Genomic DNA, 18339 nt, shown 5'->3' on the forward strand with positions numbered 1-18339 from the left:
GAACGTGATCTTCACCTCATCAGGTGACAGGGGCGCGTAGTTCCGCGGTGCCGAACGCGGCGATGCCGTCCGAGAAGGACGTTTCCGCCTGGAAACCGAGCAGCTCCCGTGCTCGGGCCGGATCGGCGACCACGTGCCGGACATCGGCTGGCCGCGCACCGCCGACGATCCGGGGCTCCGGCCCGCCGCAGGCTCGGGCCAGTTCCCGGGCCAGGTCGCCGACGCTGTGCGGCTGTCCGGAACAGATGTTCAGCGGCGTGAGGTCAGCCTCCGGGCCTTCGCTCCGGAGTGCGAGGACGTTCGCTCGGGCCACGTCGTCCACGTGCACGAAATCGCGCTGCTGCCGCCCGTCCTCCAGCACGGTCGGCGCTTCGCCGCGCTCCAACGCGGAACGGAACAGCGACGCGACGCCCGCGTATGGCGTGTTTTGCGGCATCCTCGGGCCGTAGACGTTGTGGTAGCGCAACGCCCAGACCGTGCCGCCGGTCTGGCGCGCCCATGCGCCCGCGAGATGTTCTTGCGCCAGTTTTGTTGCCGCATAGGTGCTTCGAGGCAACAGTGGAGCGCTTTCCGGCACGAGTTGCCAACCCAACTCGGCACCGCAGTGCGGGCAAGCGGGTTCGAATCGCCCAGCGTCCACATCGGACTGCCGGCGGGGTGACGGCGGGACGACGCCGTGGTCCGCGCACGCGTAACGCCCCTCGCCGTAGACCACCATTGACGAGGCCAGCACGAGCTTGCGCACCTTCGCCGCGTGCATTGCGGCCAGCAGCACGGCGGTGCCGTAGTCGTTGTTCAGCGCGTACGAGGGCGCGTCGGACGGATCCACGCCATGGCCGACCACCGCGGCCTGGTGGCAGACCGCATCGACGCCGTCGAGCAGCTCTGTGACGATCTCGGTGTCGGTGACGTCACCGCGCAGGAAGCGGTGTCGCCGGGTGTATCCGGGTGGCGTGGTGGAGCCGTGCGCGGTGGACAGCAGGTTGTCCAGCACGACGACCTCGTCACCGTCGTCAGCCAGCTGATCGGCGATCCGGGATCCGATGAACCCGGCGCCGCCGGTGAGGAGCACTCGCACCTCGCCGACGTTAGGCCGGATCGCCCGGGATGCGCGCGGCCTGCGCGGACCACGTCACCGAATCGTCAGAAATCACCGGGCCCGTGGCGGCGGAGCGGGCCCGGAACCGGATACGGTGTCGGCATGGAACGGAGCGCACAGCGGCTGGGCCGGGCACTCGTGGTGATTGTGGACGACCGGGTCGCGCACGGGGAGCACGAGGACACCTCCGGGCCGCTCGTCACCGAGCTGCTCGAGGAAGCCGGGTTCATCGTCGACGGTGTCGTGGTGGTCGAGGCCGAGACCGCGGCGATCCGCAACGCGCTCAACACGGCGGTGATCGGCGGGGCGGACCTGGTGATCACGGTCGGCGGCACCGGAGTGTCGCCGCGCGACCGCACGCCGGACGCGACCGCCGGGGTGCTCGACCGCCCGATCCCGGGCATCGGCGAGGCCCTGCGCGCCTCGGGGCTGGCCGCGGGTGCGGTCGACGCCGGGATCTCCCGCGGCCTGGCCGGGGTGTCGGGCAGCACGCTCGTGGTCAACCTTGCCGGTTCGCGCGCGGCGGTGCGCGACGGCATGGCGACCCTCTCCTCGCTGGTCCCGCACGTGATCGACGAGCTCTCCGGCCTCGAAGAGGTCTGAGCCCGTCCGTTTTCGCGGCGGATGTCTCTCTGCACTTGTCAAACAGCAGGTGGGACGATGGACCCATGCCGCACGAGGAACGACGTCCCCGCGAGACCGAGGCCCAGCGCCGCCGCCGGGTCGACGAGGTCTTCGGCGACGTACTGCCGGAGACCACGTCCGATGAGCGGGGCCGGGGCCCGGAAACCACTCCGGATTCGTGGTATCTCGAGAACCGGCCCCCGCATCACGATCGGTGACCCCTCTCAGCTGCTGTGGCGCGAGGGGCCTTCGCCGTTGCCCTGCTGCGAGCGCAGCAGGTCGCGGATTTCGGTGAGCAGCTCGACGTCCGTCGGCTCGGCCGGGCCCTTCTCCTCGCCGCGCTTGCGCCGCTCCTGCAGGTGCTTGACCGGCAGGACGATCAGGAAGTAGACGATCGCGGCGACGATCACGAAGTTGATCGCTGCGTTGATCACGCTGCCGAAGTCCATGAAGGTCGAGTCGTTGCTGCGCAGGACGTTGAAGCCGAGGCCCTTCCCCGCGTTCGAACCGCCGAGGGCGTTGATCAGCGGCTTGATCAAGCCGTTGGTGAAGGCGGTGACGATCGCGGTGAACGCGGCTCCCACCACGACGGCGACCGCGAGGTCGACGACGTTGCCGCGCATCAGGAAGTCCTTGAAACCTTTCAGCACTGCTGCTCCCAGAGGATTAAGGACGGGCATCTGGCCGTCCTAAGACAGCCGTCGCCCGTCGGGACAGGGTCGGGTTAGCGGAGAGTAACCGTTACCGGTCGTTCGAGCGAGGAAGCAGCGACCTGCGTGGCAACCTGCGTGGGCACCGCCAGCAGGACCAGCGGACCCTTCTGCGGTGGGCCCAGCGTGCGGTTGCCGGAGTCGTCGGAGCGCCGGACGGTGACCACGGTGGCCCCTCTGGCCAGCACAGATGCGGAATTTGTGGTATCCGCGCCCGCGACAACATCGACGCGCTGGCCCGGCTGAAGCAACTCAGCGACGGCCGCGTCCGCGAGCCGGACAGCGACAGTAACCGCGCCGGGTTCACCCGTTACGGGGAGGCTGTTGCCCAGGATCCGGACGTCGGTGATGGGCTCGCCGGCCCGGGCCGCCCCGGACAGAAGGCGGCCCACCACCGCGTCCGACGCCGAGAGCGCGCCGGATGGGCGGAGATCATCGGGCAGGGCCACGGTCCGCACGTCAGCAGCGCGCAAGACAGAACCCGCGGGCAGGTCGCGTGCCGAGACCACTGTCGAGGTGGCGGGTGCGCCCCGCGCAGAGGGCGGAAGGAACAGGACGAGCAGGCCGACCAGAAACAACGCCGCCGCGAGACACCGGCGGAGCATCCGGGCTCGCCGACCGCGCGGCAGACGGATGTCAGGCAGCGCGGAAAGGCGGCTGAGCAAGGTGTTCACGGTTGTCCCCTCGTCGGTTCCGGTGCGGCGGGATACCGCACGAATCCGACGTTAGGGACGTCGCGAACCGGCCGGAAGGGCCGATTCGCGAACCTGTGGACAACTGGCCCCTTGTGGATAACTCGGGGGTCAGGAGGACGCGGAAGCCGTTTTCGTCGTGCTCGTCGTGGACGATGTGTTCGAGGACGAAGAAGACGTCGACGAAGAGGAGGTGGTGGACGACGAGTCGGACTTGGCGCTCTCGGTCTTCGCCGGGGTCGCGGAGGCGCTCGACTTGCTCGAATCACGCGAATCCGTGCGGTAGAACCCGCTGCCCTTGAAGACCACGCCGACCGAACTGAAGACCTTGCGCAGGGTGCCGGAGCACTGCGGGCAGACGGTCAGGCTGGGGTCGGAGAAGGACTGCACCGCCTCGAAGCGGTGGTCACATTCCTTGCAGGCGTACTGGTACGTGGGCACTGAAGCTCCTTCATGCACTGGCACTCGACCTACAAGAGTGCTAACCCAATTGTGCTGGACAGCATTCCCTCAGCGCAATTACCCCTTGCTCACAGTGCGGCGGTGGCAAGGGCGGCGAACGGGGTAGCGCTGGTCAGGCCACTGTGGGTGCGGGCGGCTGGGTGGCTGGACTGCGGCTGGTCCGGTCGGTCGGGCGGTTCCTGGGCTGGTTGGCGGGCCTGGCGGTGCCTGTGGATGGGCTCGAACGCGCCGGTTTGGGCGGCCGGGGCTGTGGGTGCTCACGTGGGTTGTGCGCAGATGCGTGGTTTGGGCGGTTCGTGGCTGCACGGTGGGGTGGGTGAGCTGGTGATGTGCCCTGATCCGTGCGCAACGGGCCCGTGAGCGCTCTGGCGTGAGCCGGCGGCTGGCGAGGTCGGGCGGCTGTGGGTGCCGGGCGCTGGGTGAGGCTGGCGGCGTGCTCGTCGCGGAGCGTCCGCAGCCGTGGCCTTCGGTTTGGGCCTTGGTCAGGCCGCCGGGGCCGTGGGTTCGGAGGGCGGGCATCGACTAGGACATCCGGCCGGAGGGCGCTCAGCAGGTTGGGCGTTCAGCCGGATGGCGCTCAGCAGCCTGGGCGTCGGCCGGGCGGCATTCAGCAGCTTGGAGTTCGGCCGGGCGGCGGGCCATGACGGCGATCATGGAGTCGGCGGCGGGCGGCGCGCCGAACCCGGCGAGCCGATCGAGTGGTCTTGACCACTCCTCACCGAGCGGTAGCGGTGGTCGGCAGCTGGATGAGGCCGGAGGGCGTCAGGACGGCGGTCATGGGCACGTCTTGGGGTTCGGCCGGGAGACGGTCGAGTACCTCCTGCTCGCGCACCACAGCCACGCGGGCGATGCCGGCCGCGGCGGTCAGGGTGCGGTCGTAGTAGCCCGCTCCGCGGCCGAGGCGGGTGCCGTGGCGGTCGACGGCCAGGGCTGGGATCAGCATCAGCTGTGCCGAGGCCGCCGCGGTGGTGCCCAGGCGTGGGCCGGAGGGCTCGAGGACGCCGCGGAGGCGTCCGGGGATCAGGGCGTCCGGGCCGGTGTACTCGGCCCAGTCGAGCGGGCCGGGAGCGTCCGGGATGACTGGCAGCAGGACGCGAGCGCCCGTCGCGGCCAGGGCGTTCACCAGGGAGATTTGGCCAGGCTCAGTGCCGAAAGGGAGGTACGCGCACACCGTTTCCGCCTGGATCGACGACGCGGCGGTCGCCAGGGCGGCTGCCTCGCGGGCGTGGGCTTCGGGGGGCAGTTCGGCGCGGGCGCGAAGGATTCGTGTCCGCCACTCCGCCTTGCTCGGGGTCTCATTGCCCGGCTCGTGCATGAGACCAGGTTAGGCTTTGCGCCCATGACGGGCGCCTCAACCACCCAGACCTTCAGAACCGCGATCGTGCCTGCCGCAGGCCTCGGCACGCGATTCCTGCCGACGACGAAAGCGGTGCCCAAAGAGCTGCTGCCGGTGGTCGACACGCCGGGGATCGAGATCGTCGCGAGCGAGGCGGCGAGTGCGGGCGCGAAGCGGCTGGTGATCGTCACCTCGCCGGACAAGGAAGCCGTCGTCCGGTATTTCGAGGCGAAGCCGGACCTGGAGAAGACGCTCGAAGACAAGGGCAAGACCGATCTGCTGGCGAAGGTCCGCCGCGGGCCGGAGCTGCTGGACGTCGAGATCGCGATCCAGGAACAGGCGCTCGGGCTCGGGCACGCCGTCGCGCAGGCCGAGCCGAACCTCACCGACGAGGACACCGCTGTCGCCGTCCTTCTGCCTGACGACCTCGTGTTGCCCGCCGGGGTCCTCGACCGGATGTCGGCCGTCCGCGCCCAGCACGGCGGAAGCGTGCTCTGTGCCTTCGACATCCCGAAGGAGCAGATCTCCCCGTACGGCGTCTTCGATGTCACCGACACCGACGACCCCGACGTCAAACAGGTCCACGGCATGGTCGAGAAGCCCAAGCCGGAGGACGCGCCGTCGACCTACGCCGCGGCCGGGCGGTACCTGCTCGACCGGGCGATTTTCGACGCGCTCCGCCGGATCGAGCCAGGCGCTGGCGGCGAGCTGCAGCTCACCGACGCCGTCGCGCTGCTGATCCAGGAGGGGCACCCCGTACACATCGTCGTCCACCGCGGCGGGCGGCACGACCTGGGCAACCCGGGCGGATTCCTGCGCGCCGCTGTCGATTTCGCGCTCGAGGACCCGGACTACGGGCCGTCGCTGCGCACCTGGCTGACCGAACGGATCGGAAACGATCGCCCATGACGGACTCCCTCGGTTCCATCCCAGTCACCCCGGCCGAAGACGCCACCGCGACCGAACCGGCGGTTCAGGCCGTCGCCGAGGCGGAATCAACGGACATCATGGTTCCGACGGAGGAATCCGCCCAGTCCGGAGATTTCCGCTCGGTCGACCAGCAGATCGCGCTGACCCTCGACGCCGCCGTGCGCCCGCGGCCGGTTCGCGTCGCGATCTCCGAAGCGCAGGGCCTGCTCTGCGCGGAGGAAGTGGTCGCCGAGCACGCGCTGCCCGGGTTCGACCAGGCGGCGGTGGACGGATACGCGGTCCGGAGCGTCGATGTGCAGACCGCCGGACAGGAACCGGTCCAGCTGCCGGTCGTCGGGGAAATCCCGGCCGGCTCGCGGCAGCCGCGACGGCTGCAGCCGGGCCAGGCGGTGCGGGTCGACACCGGCGCACCGCTGCCCACGCTCGCGGACGCCGTGGTCCCGACCGCTTACACCGACGGCCACCAGGCCAAGGTCACCATCAACCGGTCCGTGCCGTCAGCCGGCTACGTGCGCCGGGCCGGCGAGGACGTGCAGATCGGCGACGTCGCGGTGCGCAAGGGCGACACCATCGGCTCCGCGCAGGTCGGGCTGCTAGCCGCGGTCGGCCGCGCGAAGGTGCTGGTCTACCCCCGGCCGCGGGTGTCGATCGTGTCAGTCGGCGACGAGCTGGTGGACATCGACCGCACCCCGTCGGTCGGCCAGGTCTACGACGTCAACTCGTACGCGCTGGCCGCGGCCGCGCGCGACGCCGGCGCCGAGGTGAGCCGGGTCGGGATCGTGCCGGGCGACCCGAAGCGGCTGCGCGAGGTCGTCGAAGGACGGCTGCTGATGTCCGAGATCGTGGTCGTCGCTGGCGGCGCCGGCGGGTCCTCCGGTGACGAGGTGCACGCCGCGCTGTCCGATCTCGGGCACATCGACCTGACCCGGGTCGCGATGCATCCCGGATCGGTGCAGGGCTTCGGCCGGCTCGGTCCGGACTCGGTGCCGACGTTCCTCATCCCGGGCAACCCGATGAGCGCGCTCGTGGTGTTCGAGGTGCTGGTGCGGCCGCTGATCCGCACCGCGCGCGGCACCCGCAATCCGCACCGCCGGGTGGTCGGGGCGCGGCTGCTGTCGTCGATCACCTCGACGAAGGGGCGCCGCGGCTACCTGCGCGGCCAGCTGCTGCGCGACGAGGCGAACGGCGAGTACCTGGTGCAGCCGCTCGGCACGTCGGGCGCGCACTTGCTGGCGTCGCTTGCGGAGGCCAACTGCCTCATCATCGTCGAAGAGGATCTCACCGAGGTGGCCGCGGGCGACCAGGTCAAGGTCACCTTCCTCGCGCAGCGCGCCTGATCCGTGGCCGCACTCGCCGACTCGGTCGAAAACCGGCACCCCGGCTGGCCCGCCACGCTCGGCCCGCTGCGGATCCCGGCAGGCGTGCTCGCCGTGCGCCCGGTGCGGTTGCGCGACGCCGGCGAGTGGAGCCGCGTGCGGCTGCGCGACCGCGAGCACCTCGAGGAGTGGGAGCCGACCGGGATCGGGACGTGGGCCGACCGCAACGCGTTCTGGTCGTGGCCGTCGCAGTGGGCGGCGCTGCGCGGGCTGGCGCGACGGGGTCAGTGCCTGCCGTTCACGATCACGGTGGACGGAAAGTTCGCGGGGCAGATCACTGTCGGTAATGTGATCCGTGCCGCACTCCGGTCGGCCTGGATCGGGTACTGGGTGTCGTCCGAGATCGTCCGGGGAGGTGTGGCCACCGCTGCCGTCGCGCTCGTGACAGATCACGCTTTCGATGCCGCCGGGCTGCACCGGCTGGAAGCGACCGTGCGGCCGGAGAACAACGCCAGCATCCGCGTGCTCACCAAGGCCGGATATCGGCAAGAAGGGCTGTTCGAGCGGTACCTCGACGTCGCCGGAGCGTGGCGCGACCACCTGTGTTTCGCTGTGACGAAAGAGGAGACCGGCGACGGCCTGGTGTCCCGCCTGGTGGCGTCCGGACGCGCCGACCTGGTCTGACCGTGACTACGCGTTCCGCTTCGATCACGCGTTACCACATTCTGTGAGATTCACCTAATACGGTGATGCATTTTCGTGATCGAACCCGGCGAGTCTGCGCCTCCTGTGTGACTGTTGTGGCTAGCGTGACTACAGCAGAGGATCGGGGGAGGTGACGGGAGATGCCCAGCTCGGTGATCATCGTCGCGCTCGCCGCGGCATGGCTCGTCGTTCTCGTGCCCATGGTGGCTCGCAAACGCCAGCAAGTCGCGCGGACGCCAACCTCCGCGCTGGCCGCCCGGGTAGTGCGAAGGGGCAGTGCTCGCAACGAGGGACAGGAGGACGACGCCGTGTCCGACCATGCGAATCCTTCGGTGGAGGATGACCTCGCCGAACTCGAAGCGGAGCTCGACGCTGACCTGGACGAGCCCGAACCGGAGCCGCTTCCGCAGCCCTCGCGCGCGGAACGCGCCGCCGAACCGCGCCGCGCACGCCGCAGCTACCGGCCCGGCCGGGGCGGCTTCGACCCGGAGGCAGCGGAGATCGCGGCCCGGGCCAAGTACGCGTTCCGTCAGCGGGTGGTCGTGATCCTGCTGATCGCCGCCGTCGTCACGGCCGCGATCGCCGGATTCGCGTTGTCTCTCGCGTGGTGGGTGCACGCCGCGGTCGACCTCGCCCTCGTCGGCTACCTCGTGTACCTCCGCCGTCAGGTCCGCATCGAGGAAGAGATCCGGCAGCGCCGGATGGCCCGCTACGCGGCGACGGCTCCTGCTGCTCCTTCGCATGAGGCGTACGACTCCTTCGAGGAGGAAGAGGAGGACGTCGAGGTCGTCGCACCTGAGGTGCCGCGCGACATCGTGGAGCGCAAACCGTCCCCGATGTCCCGCATCCGCAGGCAGGCAGTCGTCGTCGACCTGGACGACGAGGACCCCGCGTTCGAGGAACTCGCCGAGCCCAGCACGAGCCCGTACCGCCGGGCAGTCGGAGAGTGACCCCCCGCTGTTCGGTGCCTGGAGGGCGCTGCTAAGCTTTCCAAGCACTGATCGACAGGGGCTCACGCTCCTAGGGGCTGTAGCGCAGTTGGTAGCGCGTCTCGTTCGCATCGAGAAGGTCAGGGGTTCGATTCCCCTCAGCTCCACCCTAGGGGTCTTACTAGAACAAGTGCCTGAATGAAGGCCGCGAAGTAGGACCGCGACGCCTGAAGGCGTACAAGGACCACCCGCATTGCGGGTGGTCCTTTCGTTTGTGCCCTCCGCGTTGGTTGCTCCGGCCCGCTGATCTTGGATGGCGTGGAGCTCGCCGAAGGGCTCACGGAGCTCACCGTCTGTGATCTTGTCGTCCTCGATGTAGAGGGCGTGGAAGATCGCTTGGTTGAGTAGGCGCCGCTGTTGGTCGTTGCAGCGTCGGTACAGCTGGTCGGGCTGTTCGAGGAGGGCAAGGCCGGCGTTGACGAGTTGGGCGCTGTCGGTGAGGTCGGCGTTGGCTGTGTCGAGGCGTTCCTCCAGCCGGCGGCGTTCGCGGGCGATGTCGCGTAGCTTCTCCTTGACCTTGGTCCGAGGCAGTGTGCTGTCGGCGGCGAGGTCGATCAAGTTCTCCTCCTTCGTGTCGAGTTCCTTGAGCTGTGCGGTGATCTGCTTGCGCAGCAGGCGTGCGGACTTTTCCTGCTCGCCGAGCACGGCGTCGATCTGGGCGCGCATGTCAGCGATGAACGGCTGGCTGAAGCGAATCGCGGAGTAGTGGCGCTCGACCGCGTCCTCGACGAGCGTGACGTTGACATGGGGTGCTTGGCACAGCCCCTTCTGCCGGCCGCGGCAGAAGAAGTACAGGTACTCGGCGCCCTTCGAGTTGATGGTGCGTTGGATGATCATCCGCCGCTTGATGCCGTCGCGTTGGCAGCGTCCACAGAAGAGCGAGCCCTTGAGGTAGTGGTGGTGGACGCGACGGCGTTCTTGTGCCGTCATGCGAGATTCGAGGATCTCCTGGACGGTGTCGAAGAGGTCCTCGTCGATGAGGGGCTCGTGCCGCCCCTGGATTTCTTCGCCGTCGTACTCGACGTATCCGAGGTAGTAGCGATCGCGCAGCATTTGCGAGATCTTGTTCTCGGAGATCTTCTTGGCGGGGTGTCGCCGGGTGGCCCTGGTGCGTAGGCCGCGGTCGTAGAGCTCGTCAGCCAGCTCTTCTTGCGTGTAGTCGCCGGTGGCGAAGAGCTCGAAACCCAGCTGTACAAAGGGCGCCCGTTCGGGGTCGACGATGATCGTGCGGATCACGCGGCCGTCGGAGTGGTCGATGTGGTTGAGGTAGCCGATCTTCGCGCGGCCGAGTGTGCCGCCGTTGCGGGCCTTCTGGCCCATCTTGTAGGCGATGTCGGCACCGGACTGGCGGGATTGGTACTCGTTGAACGTGGCCAGGATGCCGTGCATCAGCTGGCCGACCGGGGTGTCGTCGATGGCCTCGGTGGCCGAGACCAGCGTGACGCCGCGCTTGCGCAGGTCCGCCATGACGATCGCGTCGTCGTAGCGGTTCCGCGCCATGCGCGAGAGCTGGTAGATGATGATGACGTCGACGTCGCCCTGGCTGCGGACCCGCGCGAGCATCTGTTGGAATGCTTCGCGTTTGGTCATCTCCGTTCCCGAGCGTCCGGGTTCGACGTACTCGTCGATGACCGTGACGCCCAGGTCCCGCGCCTTGCGAAGGCACGCTTCCCGTTGGGCCGGAATGGAGATGCCTTCCGGGTTGTAGTCGGTCCGGACCTGCCCGGTCGAGGACACGCGCAGGTAGATCACTGCGCGGGTGCCGGGGGCAAGGTCGTCCATCGGCGGCTGGATGGGGATGGTGACGTCCTGCTGCAGTTCATCGATGAAGTCGGCATAAGCGCTGGTCATGACACCTCCTTCTGAGGGCGGTTTGGACGGAGGACCGGGCAACCGGCGAGTGGGTCCTGGCGGCTGGACCGCGCGCTCCCGACGAGCGGCGAAGTCGTGACGGGTTGCTACGTCTCACCGGCTGCGGAACCGCGCGAGCATGCGTCGGAACGGTTGGCACTTCGGCCAGCGCCAGAGTCGAGCGCGTGGAGCGACGTACTCGTCGATGACCGACAAGCCCAGTTCCCTGGCCCTGCGCAGACACGCCTCACGCTGGGCCGTGACGCTGTGCTCGCTCTCGGCCCGGTCGGAGGCCACGCGCATGTAGATCACGGCTCGGGCGTCGGTCGCGGGGGCATCCGAGGGTCGCTGCGTGGGGACAGGACAGCGCTGCTGACCTTCGTTGTCCGAGTTGGCGTAGGCGCTTGTCATGACACCTCGTTGTGGGTCGTTCGGATTGGATGGTGTTGTTCGGCTGAGTAGGCCCGGCGGGATTGCAGCTAGCCCGCGAGCGGCGACTCGTCGCCGGATAGCTGCTCGTGCCGACGACGGTCGCGTCGATCTGCGACTGCCCCTGTCTGCTCGATCTCCGCGACGGCAGTCACCACACGGACGAGAAAGAGGCCGTGCGCGGTCTCCGTGTCGAGGGCGGGATCAGCGGCCGAGACGACCCGCACACCTCGGGACGTCAGCTCGCTGAGAACGAAGGCGAGATGCTGCGTCCTGCGGGACAGGCTGTACAGGTGGTTGACGACGAGCACGTCGATGTCACCGGATCGGGCCGCTGCCAATATCCGTTGCAGCCCCGGACGTTTCAGCGTGCCGCCTGATGCGTAATCGCTGCTGCGGAGAGCGATGTGCCAACCAGGTTGGGACGCGACGTAGGTCTGCAAGTGGTCACTTTCGCGGAGAGTGGGCCACCGCTGGTAGAGGCCGACGCGTATCGAGCATCGAGTCCGCGGGTGTGTGTCGCGAGGACTGCGGGGGTCGCAAGTGACAGGCGGCATTGTGCTGGACCGTCCTTTCGAGTCAATGGCATGCGGCTTCGATCTGTTGCGTCGTTGCGTGAGCACGAATGCGCGGTGTCATGCCGCGTCGCGGCGGTGGTCGCGGTGGTCGGCGCCCGCAGTGCCTGGCTCGGCGGGCAGCGTTTGTTCGCCGGCTTCGGCCTGCACCAAGTCGGCTGCGAGGCTGGCGACCACACGCGCGAGCTTGTGCATGTCGGGTGGATCGCGGCGGACGCCGCGCACCACGACATTGCGCACGGCTCGGCCCGCACCAACGCGCCGTCGGGGTTGCCTGGTCGGCGCGCTGATGGGGCTTTCCTGCTCCTGGTTGGCCGGAGCAGGAATGTCGGCGCAGTTGTCGTTGGGCTGGTCAGGGGTGCGAGGTTGAGCGCACATGAGCGCCCCCTTCGTGCCCATGAAGCCCGCGGTTGGCGGGGGTTCATGGGACTGCTGGTCGGCGACAGGAACCGTCGACACAGCGGGCACTCCCAGCCGCCGACACCTGCGGTCGCCGGTCCGCGCGAGGCGGGTTTCGCGGCGACGCGGGCACGCACCATGACGTGCGTTGAATGAGCTGGGACCGCCGAAGCTGTCACGACCAACGGGCCTCTACTCCCCGAGTGCACGTGTGCGGGGCCGGCGCTCGTGGCCGTGCTGGACTCTTGCCGTTCGACAGGACCGTGAGCCTGGCCGAACGGGTACTGGGTCACCTCGGCAGCGCGAGATGAGCGGTCGACGCGAGTCCAGAAGATCTCTACCGGCGCTGGCCGCGGACGGCGGCGCGTCGGCATGGCGATGAACGTGACGTGCGCCGAAGCACCTCCTCTCTCCCGAATCGGGGATAGGTCTGTCATACAACTAAGGTAGCACCTGAGTAAATCCAGTACAGCCTGAATAGATCAGGCTTTGCCTGTTGGTCGTGCGTGGCCGCTGAACACGCCGGACGTGCGGCGGCCGGCCTTCGTCGCCATCGGGGACACTGAGCGTCGGTTGGCGACGGCGCGAAGCGCCTCGGAGCGACGAACACGGGCGGCAGCGGGTGGAGATCGAGTGGCGGCTGCGGAAGGTCATGGCCTCCCGCGACGTCTGGACCGCGACCCAGCTGCGCGAACTCCTCATCCAGCGCGCTGGGTTCGAACTGTCCCTCCAGTCGGTTGACGTGCTGATCAAGAAGCAGCCGATCCAGGTGAAGGTGGCTACCTTGCAGGCGCTGTGCACGACGCTGCGGTGCACGCCCAACGAGTTGTTCGGGATCGACACGCCACGCGATGTCTCGCTCGTCGAACCGGACACCACGGAGTCCCGCGGCGAGCAGTGAGCCCGCGGCTGCGGACGCGGCGACGGCCATCACGCGGCCCTTCTCGATACCTGCGGGGACACGTGGTCCGCGGATAGTCCTGCCGACCCCAGCGTGGTTCGGATCTGCCGATACCAGCTGAGCGCGAAGCGCAGACAGTTCGACTCGGTGCGATGGCTCGGACCGCATCCGGGTACGTATCGACCGCGCATGCTCCAGGACATCGAGTCCGAACTGGAGAGAACTTCGGCGTACCGGCTAAGGCCGGTGATCTTGATGCCGAAACCGTGCAGGTTCAACTCGCGCGTGGCGAAGGCGCGCATGATGCGCTCGACGTCGGCGCTGCTCTGCCGCCGGCACACCGTGCCGATCCCAACGAGCGGCTCGGCGCCCAGGTCGATCCCGGCCCGTTCGTAGAGGTCGGCGCAGCGTTCGTAGTCCGACAGAGTCCAACCTTGCAGCGTCGGCACCCACGGGAGTTCAGGCGCGAGTTCCCGCAGGCGGACGAGGTTGCGCACGGTCCGCCGTTGATGCTCGCGGACTGTCAAGCCGGTGCGTTTCAGGATGCGCTGTTCGCACATCCAGTCCTGCGGCGCCGCCCAGGCGAGGTTGCCGATCTCGTCGGCGTAGCGACGGACCGCCCGGACGTAGTCCTTCTCCTCGATCTGCCAGCGCCCGTGAAGCTGCAGCTCGGTGAAGCCGCCGGAGTCGAGCGCCCATTCCGTGATGGCGCGGGGCAGGGTGCGGCGGTGGCCGAGCCGCCGGTGCGACACCAGCAGGGGAATGTCCGGCACGCGGGTCAGCCAGATGGGTTGGTGGACGCCGAGGTAGAACTTCACGCCGGCACCGCCCTCCGGCGAGCGCGGACACCAGCAAGCACAGCGACCGCCAAGAGCGTGGTGGTGGTCTTCCCGACGAGTTGGCCGGTGAGGTAGGTCAGCGAGCCGAAGGCCAGCGGCAGGAACAGCAGGCTGTCGACGAGTAATCCCACCGCGTTCGACACACCCACGGCGGCGAGGCGACTCCGGTCGCGCAGCGGGGTGTAGATGGCGAGGTCGACCAGTTCCGAGACGGCGAAGGCCGCCGCGCTGGCAAGCGCGATGCGCGGCTCGGCGACCAGCCCGGACAACGCCGCGCCGAGGCAGATCGCGAGCAGCGTTGTCCGGGTGCCAACAGCGTCCTGCAGAAGGTCCCGGACGGTGAACGCGAGCCCGGCGAGGAGCGCGCCCGCGGGAACGTGCAGGCCCGCCACCGCCACCGCCGGCCAGAGCGTGGTGGCCCAGTTCGCACCGGCGATCGTCGCCGCGTACCCGGCGAACAAGACCACGGCGCCGACGCGCCACCGACGGGTGGTCATGCCGCCCTACCTTTCAGGGATGTCCGCGGTCCGCGAGGATCGGCGGATGCAGGTGGAGCGGGTATGGCTTTCATGCCTGCTGCCGGTGATGGTTCAGAGTGCTGTGCCGCCCGCTCCACCACCTGGTTCTGACCGCCCTACCTTTCAGGGATGTCCGCGGTCCGCGAGGATCGGCGGATGCAGGTGGAGCGGGTATGGCTTTCATGCCTGCTGCCGGTGATGGTTCAGAGTGCTGTGCCGCCCGCTCCACCACCTGGTTCTGACCGCTGATTAGGCACTGCGAACCATCGCTATGTAGGGCGTTGACGGCGGAATCGGGACGCACCACACCGTGTGATCGACCGGAGGTTCGATGGCAGTAAAAGCAGGCATCGATGTCGCCAAGGAGTTCCACTGGGTCGCGATCGTCGCCGCCGAGACCGGGAAAGTCCTGCTCTCCCGGCGCGTCGACAACGACCCGGACAGCATCGACGCCCTGATCGCCCAGCTGCGCCAGGCCGAAGCCGAGCACGGCGAGCTCACCGCCGCGATCGACCTGATGGGCGGAGTGGCCAGCTTGCTGACCGCCATGCTGCTGGAGGCAGGTGTCCGCCTGGTCCACGTCCCGGGCCTGGTGGTCAACCGAGCCCGCCGCGCCAGCAAGGGCGGCGAAGCCAAATCCGATCCCCGCGACGCGGCCACCATCGCCGACCAGCTGCGCCTGCGCGACGACTGGCGCATCGTCACCGCCGAGGACGACATCACCCTCGACCTGCGGATGCTGGTCTCCCGACGCCGTGAACTCGTCATCGATCAGACCCGCCGCCTCAACCGGCTGCGCGAAACCCTGGCCGGGTTCTTCCCCGGCCTGGAACGCGTCGTGGACGTGACCAACCTCAGCGACCTGCGGCTTCTGGTCCGCTTCGTCACACCGGAAGAGGTCCGCGAAGCCGGACGCGACGGCCTGATCGATCACATGCTGGCCGCGGGCGTCCGCCGCAGCTATGCCGAACCCTTGGCAGGCAAGGCGATTGCGGCCGCTCAGGCCCAGCATGTGATCGTTCCCGGGCAGAAGCGCATGGCCGAGTTCGCCCGCGAGTTCGCCACCGACGCGATCGCGGCCCGGCACCGCATCGGCGAACTGGAGAACCAGATCGCCGACGGGCTCGACCGCCACCCTGACGCGGCCCTCGTCCGAAGCCTGCCGGGGATGGGGGCCACCCTGACCGCGGAATTCCTCGCGGAGGCAGGAAACCTGGACCGCTTCGCCAGCGCCGATCAGCTCGCTTCGGCCGCCGGCCTCGCGCCGGTCCTGCAGCAGTCCGGGAAGATGAACTACCTGCGGCGAGCCACCGCCGGCAGCAAACACCTGAAGTTCATCTTCTACCAGTCCGCGTTCTGCGCGATCCGCACCGACCCACTCAGCAAAGCTTTCTACCAGCGCAAACGCGCCGAAGGGAAGCGCCATCACCAGGCACTGATCGCGCTGGCCCGACGACGCATCAACGTCCTCTACGCGCTCCTGCGCACCCGCCAGCCTTACCAGGCCGACTACCGACACACCACGGCTACCGCTGCTTGACATAAACATTAGGCAGCACCATCGCCGCCGCACCCGCCCTGATCGAGGAGATCCTCGACATCGTCCAGCGTGCGAGCGCGATCAACGGCTTCACCGGCAAGGAGGTCGTGGCGTGCTGATCACGTTCGAAGGGCTGCCCGGAGCCGGCAAGAGCACACAGAGCCGAATGCTCGCGAGGTGCCTGGAAGCAAACGGCCACCACGTCACCGTCCTCCCCGACCTGGCCACCCTGGACACCGAGCCCATCTCGGCTACCCTCGTTGACCTGCTGCGCACCGGCGACGATCCGTTCCTGCGCACCGGCGACGCCATCACCGACACCATGATCACCGCCGCGATCCGGGCTGACCTCGTCGCCACCGTCCTCGATCCGGCGCTGGCCGCGAACCCTGCCGGCGTCGTGATCGAAGACCGCGGCATCCACACGATGGCCTCCTACGCGATCGCCGCCCTACTCCGCCAGCACCGCGCGCCTGCCGAGATCGCCCTCGACTGGCTGAACGCCCTCACAGCACTGGCCGGGCCGCGCCCCACCCGAGCGCTGTGGCTGCGGATACCGCCGAACGTGGCCGCCCGTCGCGCCGACGAACGCGGCGGAGACCGCCGTCCCGCATCCACCGACGAGCAGCGCGCTCACCTCACCTGGGTCGACCACGCCTACGCACTGCTTGCCGAACGAGACCCCCAGCTCACCGTCCTCGACGTCATCGACCTCGACCCGGTCGACACTCACCTCGCCATTCACGCCGCCTTGCGTCAGATCAGCCAGACGGGCGACATCGACCTAAGCCCATGTGCGGGGCACCACGAAACCGCCGAGCCCGTCTCCTACGCTGGCCCCGCCAGACCCCGTCCATCCGTGCCGAGCCGAAACCGAGAGACGATGACCACGTTGGCCAGCCACCGCGAGAACACCGCTCCCATCGACCTGCTCAGCGCCCTGCGCACCGCGCGTGCGGCCGGAGCCGACGCACTGGCCGCCACGCTCGACGAACACGGGTTGCGCGCACTCGACGGTGGTCGCAACAACGACGTCTTCGTCTGGACCGCGGCCCCCACGCCGATCTGTATCAAGCTCTACAAGAAGACCGACCGGCAGCGCGTCGAGCGCGAGTGGCACGGCCTGGCGCACGCTGCCGGCCTGGGTATCGCGCCGGAACCGCTGTGGCTCGACCAGGACCCCGAACAGCCGGCCCTGGGTATGACGCTGCTGCCCGGCTCCCCGATCCTCGACGTTCTCGACCCGGCGACAGCCATCAAGTCGCTCGCCAACACCACCCGCGCTCTGCAGAACGTTCCGCTAAAAGAGCCGCTGGCCAGCCTGGAGCGCGTCGACTCCATCGGCCACTACATCGCCCGGCTCACCGATGTCTGGCCTGGCCAGCTCGCCGACGCCGCCGACGATCCCCAGACCCCGGAGATGCTCGCTCTCCTGCACCACTGGGAGAACAGCGGCGACGCCGAACTGCTCGCGCAGCCCGCCACCCTCGTCTACTCCCGCGGCGACGCGAATCTGCTCAACTGGCTCCACGAGGGCGAGTCGACCTACGTCACGGACTTCGAGTTCAGCGGCTACTCCGACATTGCCGTCGACGCCGCCGACCACATCGAGCACATCAGCGCCCGCGTCATTCCCGACGACGTCTGGGCCAGCGCCGAAGCCGACCTCGGCATCACACCGGATAACCGGGCTCGGTTCGAGGCCGCGCGGCGCACCATCGCGCTGCGGTGGCTTGCCGTGCTCTGGAAGCAGCGCACAAAGCGGGTCGAGGAGTTCACCGCTCTGCACGAGCGCGTCCGCGCCCTCCAAGGCTGATCACGACTGTCCACCACCCGCCAGCGACCTCATCACGGTCACCGCGTCGACGTCGCCGGCACCGAGCATTGGCACGATCGCAAACAAGCCAATGGCGAGCAGCCGCGTGTCGGCGAACATCGCGAGGCCGTCGAGCTCGTCCGGCCGAACCCAGCGGAACGGGTGCTCCGGCTCCTGGATCATCTCGTCAGGGTCGGCGACGAGGGCGACGTACTGGTGATCGACATGCACGTGACGATCCCCGCAGTGCGCATCCGGCGGCACCGGCTGCTCGGTGACCCACCACGGCATCGTCAGCACGGTGCGCGGAAAAGCGGGTGGGACTGCCGGGCCAGGGGGCCGCACCAATTGAACCCGTCGGCCAGTTTCCTCTTCGACCTCGCGAAGTGCGGCATCAACCTGGGACTCGCCCGGTTCGACGTGGCCACCGGCGATCATCCAGCGCCGCAGCCGAGGATGCTCGATCAGCCCCAGGCTCCACTCTCCACCGACCAACCCGAAGACGAACGCGCTCGATGTGAAGTGCTTGATCACTCCAGGAGCTTGTCAGATCCGACCGACGCGGCCAGTTTGCGTGGCCATGTGTCTAGGTGTCGCCGAGATGGTCC

The 18339-nt window shown here is 68.7% G+C and carries 20 protein-coding genes, 1 tRNA gene and 1 pseudogene; 11 read left to right on the top strand and 11 right to left on the bottom strand.

The genetic code is table 11. The features are described from left to right. Positions 1 to 19 precede the first annotated feature (19 nt). Positions 20 to 1078, bottom strand: a complete 1059-nt coding sequence (locus ATK30_RS23970; protein WP_101437530.1) for an NAD-dependent epimerase/dehydratase family protein — start codon at positions 1076 to 1078, stop codon at positions 20 to 22. Between the two features lie 123 nt (positions 1079 to 1201). On the opposite strand from ATK30_RS23970, the gene ATK30_RS23975 reads away from it, so the two are divergent. Next, a complete protein-coding gene (locus tag ATK30_RS23975; RefSeq protein ID WP_037369357.1) occupies positions 1202 to 1702 on the top strand; it encodes a MogA/MoaB family molybdenum cofactor biosynthesis protein in 501 nt (166 codons plus the stop codon). Between the two features lie 65 nt (positions 1703 to 1767). Then, entirely contained in the window at positions 1768 to 1941 is a 174-nt protein-coding gene (locus ATK30_RS45385; RefSeq protein WP_167441989.1) for a hypothetical protein, read from the top strand. 6 nt (positions 1942 to 1947) lie between these two features. Here the strand turns inward: ATK30_RS45385 and mscL are convergent, their stop codons facing one another. The 4 genes from mscL to ATK30_RS23995 form a co-directional block, all read right to left on the bottom strand. Further along, positions 1948 to 2373: a large-conductance mechanosensitive channel protein MscL gene (gene mscL / locus ATK30_RS23980; protein WP_101437531.1), complete on the bottom strand. Its 426-nt coding sequence runs from the start codon at positions 2371 to 2373 to the stop codon at positions 1948 to 1950. Between the two features lie 74 nt (positions 2374 to 2447). Then, the gene (locus ATK30_RS23985) at positions 2448 to 3107 is read right to left on the bottom strand and encodes an SAF domain-containing protein (protein ID WP_244194708.1); all 660 of its coding nucleotides are present in this window, start codon (positions 3105 to 3107) and stop codon (positions 2448 to 2450) included. Between the two features lie 129 nt (positions 3108 to 3236). Beyond that, the gene (locus ATK30_RS23990; protein WP_101437532.1) at positions 3237 to 3566 is read right to left on the bottom strand and encodes an FmdB family zinc ribbon protein; all 330 of its coding nucleotides are present in this window, start codon (positions 3564 to 3566) and stop codon (positions 3237 to 3239) included. A 736-nt stretch (positions 3567 to 4302) separates the two neighbouring features. After that, positions 4303 to 4902 (bottom strand): 5-formyltetrahydrofolate cyclo-ligase, encoded by a 600-nt coding sequence (locus ATK30_RS23995; protein ID WP_101437533.1) that lies wholly within the window; start codon positions 4900 to 4902, stop codon positions 4303 to 4305. Positions 4903 to 4926: 24 nt separating this feature from the next. On the opposite strand from ATK30_RS23995, the gene ATK30_RS24000 reads away from it, so the two are divergent. The 6 genes from ATK30_RS24000 to ATK30_RS46320 all read left to right on the top strand — a co-directional run bounded on the left by ATK30_RS24000 (position 4927) and on the right by ATK30_RS46320 (position 9367). Continuing rightward, positions 4927 to 5832 (top strand): UTP--glucose-1-phosphate uridylyltransferase, encoded by a 906-nt coding sequence (locus ATK30_RS24000; RefSeq protein ID WP_101437534.1) that lies wholly within the window; start codon positions 4927 to 4929, stop codon positions 5830 to 5832. Between the two features lie 98 nt (positions 5833 to 5930). Further along, the gene (gene glp / locus ATK30_RS24005) at positions 5931 to 7190 is read left to right on the top strand and encodes a molybdotransferase-like divisome protein Glp (protein WP_101441032.1); all 1260 of its coding nucleotides are present in this window, start codon (positions 5931 to 5933) and stop codon (positions 7188 to 7190) included. A gap of 3 nt (positions 7191 to 7193) precedes the next feature. After that, positions 7194 to 7853 (top strand): GNAT family N-acetyltransferase, encoded by a 660-nt coding sequence (locus ATK30_RS24010; protein WP_101437535.1) that lies wholly within the window; start codon positions 7194 to 7196, stop codon positions 7851 to 7853. Positions 7854 to 8014: 161 nt separating this feature from the next. Next, entirely contained in the window at positions 8015 to 8824 is an 810-nt protein-coding gene (gene sepX / locus ATK30_RS24015) for a divisome protein SepX/GlpR (RefSeq protein WP_101437536.1), read from the top strand. Positions 8825 to 8897: 73 nt separating this feature from the next. Next, positions 8898 to 8970, top strand: a tRNA-Ala gene (locus ATK30_RS24020). 250 nt (positions 8971 to 9220) lie between these two features. Next, positions 9221 to 9367: a hypothetical protein gene (locus tag ATK30_RS46320; protein ID WP_244194709.1), complete on the top strand. Its 147-nt coding sequence runs from the start codon at positions 9221 to 9223 to the stop codon at positions 9365 to 9367. Positions 9368 to 9853: 486 nt separating this feature from the next. Here ATK30_RS46320 and ATK30_RS46325 read toward each other — a convergent pair. The 3 genes and pseudogenes from ATK30_RS46325 to ATK30_RS45650 form a co-directional block, all read right to left on the bottom strand. Next, positions 9854 to 10714: pseudogene (locus ATK30_RS46325) on the bottom strand (recombinase family protein); the annotation flags it as partial. 479 nt (positions 10715 to 11193) lie between these two features. After that, the gene (locus ATK30_RS24035; protein ID WP_158242494.1) at positions 11194 to 11586 is read right to left on the bottom strand and encodes a recombinase family protein; all 393 of its coding nucleotides are present in this window, start codon (positions 11584 to 11586) and stop codon (positions 11194 to 11196) included. A 192-nt stretch (positions 11587 to 11778) separates the two neighbouring features. Continuing rightward, positions 11779 to 12177, bottom strand: coding sequence for a hypothetical protein (locus tag ATK30_RS45650; protein ID WP_208637410.1), 399 nt, complete (start codon positions 12175 to 12177; stop codon positions 11779 to 11781). 562 nt (positions 12178 to 12739) lie between these two features. On the opposite strand from ATK30_RS45650, the gene ATK30_RS24045 reads away from it, so the two are divergent. Next, a complete protein-coding gene (locus ATK30_RS24045) occupies positions 12740 to 13018 on the top strand; it encodes a helix-turn-helix domain-containing protein (RefSeq protein ID WP_013673388.1) in 279 nt (92 codons plus the stop codon). Between the two features lie 29 nt (positions 13019 to 13047). On the opposite strand, the gene ATK30_RS24050 is transcribed toward ATK30_RS24045, so the two are convergent. Next, on the bottom strand, positions 13048 to 13836 hold the full coding sequence (locus tag ATK30_RS24050) for a deazapurine DNA modification protein DpdA family protein (protein WP_101437539.1): 789 nt from the start codon (positions 13834 to 13836) through the stop codon (positions 13048 to 13050). Further along, the gene (locus tag ATK30_RS24055; protein WP_101437540.1) at positions 13833 to 14354 is read right to left on the bottom strand and encodes a VUT family protein; all 522 of its coding nucleotides are present in this window, start codon (positions 14352 to 14354) and stop codon (positions 13833 to 13835) included. Before ATK30_RS24055 ends, ATK30_RS24050 begins: the two co-directional genes overlap by 4 nt. Before the next feature lie 352 nt (positions 14355 to 14706). On the opposite strand from ATK30_RS24055, the gene ATK30_RS24060 reads away from it, so the two are divergent. Both ATK30_RS24060 and ATK30_RS24065 read left to right on the top strand, forming a co-directional pair. After that, positions 14707 to 15915 (top strand): IS110 family RNA-guided transposase, encoded by a 1209-nt coding sequence (locus tag ATK30_RS24060; protein WP_101433892.1) that lies wholly within the window; start codon positions 14707 to 14709, stop codon positions 15913 to 15915. Between the two features lie 112 nt (positions 15916 to 16027). Continuing rightward, a complete protein-coding gene (locus ATK30_RS24065) occupies positions 16028 to 17731 on the top strand; it encodes a phosphotransferase (RefSeq protein ID WP_101437541.1) in 1704 nt (567 codons plus the stop codon). Here the strand turns inward: ATK30_RS24065 and ATK30_RS24070 are convergent, their stop codons facing one another. Continuing rightward, positions 17732 to 18265, bottom strand: a complete 534-nt coding sequence (locus tag ATK30_RS24070) for an NUDIX hydrolase (protein WP_101437542.1) — start codon at positions 18263 to 18265, stop codon at positions 17732 to 17734. Positions 18266 to 18339: the final 74 nt, after the last annotated feature.

This window comes from Amycolatopsis echigonensis, from assembly GCF_002846615.1.
Lineage (GTDB): Bacteria > Actinomycetota > Actinomycetes > Mycobacteriales > Pseudonocardiaceae > Amycolatopsis > Amycolatopsis echigonensis.

Excerpts from the sequence above, each read along its gene's own strand:
- ATK30_RS23975 (WP_037369357.1), top strand. The coding sequence starts at position 1,202 with ATGGAACGGAGCGCACAGCGGCTGGGCCGGGCACTCGTGGTGATTGTG.
- ATK30_RS45385 (WP_167441989.1), top strand. The coding sequence starts at position 1,768 with ATGCCGCACGAGGAACGACGTCCCCGCGAGACCGAGGCCCAGCGCCGC.
- ATK30_RS23995 (WP_101437533.1), bottom strand. The coding sequence starts at position 4,902 with ATGCACGAGCCGGGCAATGAGACCCCGAGCAAGGCGGAGTGGCGGACA.
- ATK30_RS24000 (WP_101437534.1), top strand. The coding sequence starts at position 4,927 with ATGACGGGCGCCTCAACCACCCAGACCTTCAGAACCGCGATCGTGCCT.
- glp (WP_101441032.1), top strand. The coding sequence starts at position 5,931 with ATGGTTCCGACGGAGGAATCCGCCCAGTCCGGAGATTTCCGCTCGGTC.
- sepX (WP_101437536.1), top strand. The coding sequence starts at position 8,015 with ATGCCCAGCTCGGTGATCATCGTCGCGCTCGCCGCGGCATGGCTCGTC.
- ATK30_RS24055 (WP_101437540.1), bottom strand. The coding sequence starts at position 14,354 with ATGACCACCCGTCGGTGGCGCGTCGGCGCCGTGGTCTTGTTCGCCGGG.
- ATK30_RS24060 (WP_101433892.1), top strand. The coding sequence starts at position 14,707 with ATGGCAGTAAAAGCAGGCATCGATGTCGCCAAGGAGTTCCACTGGGTC.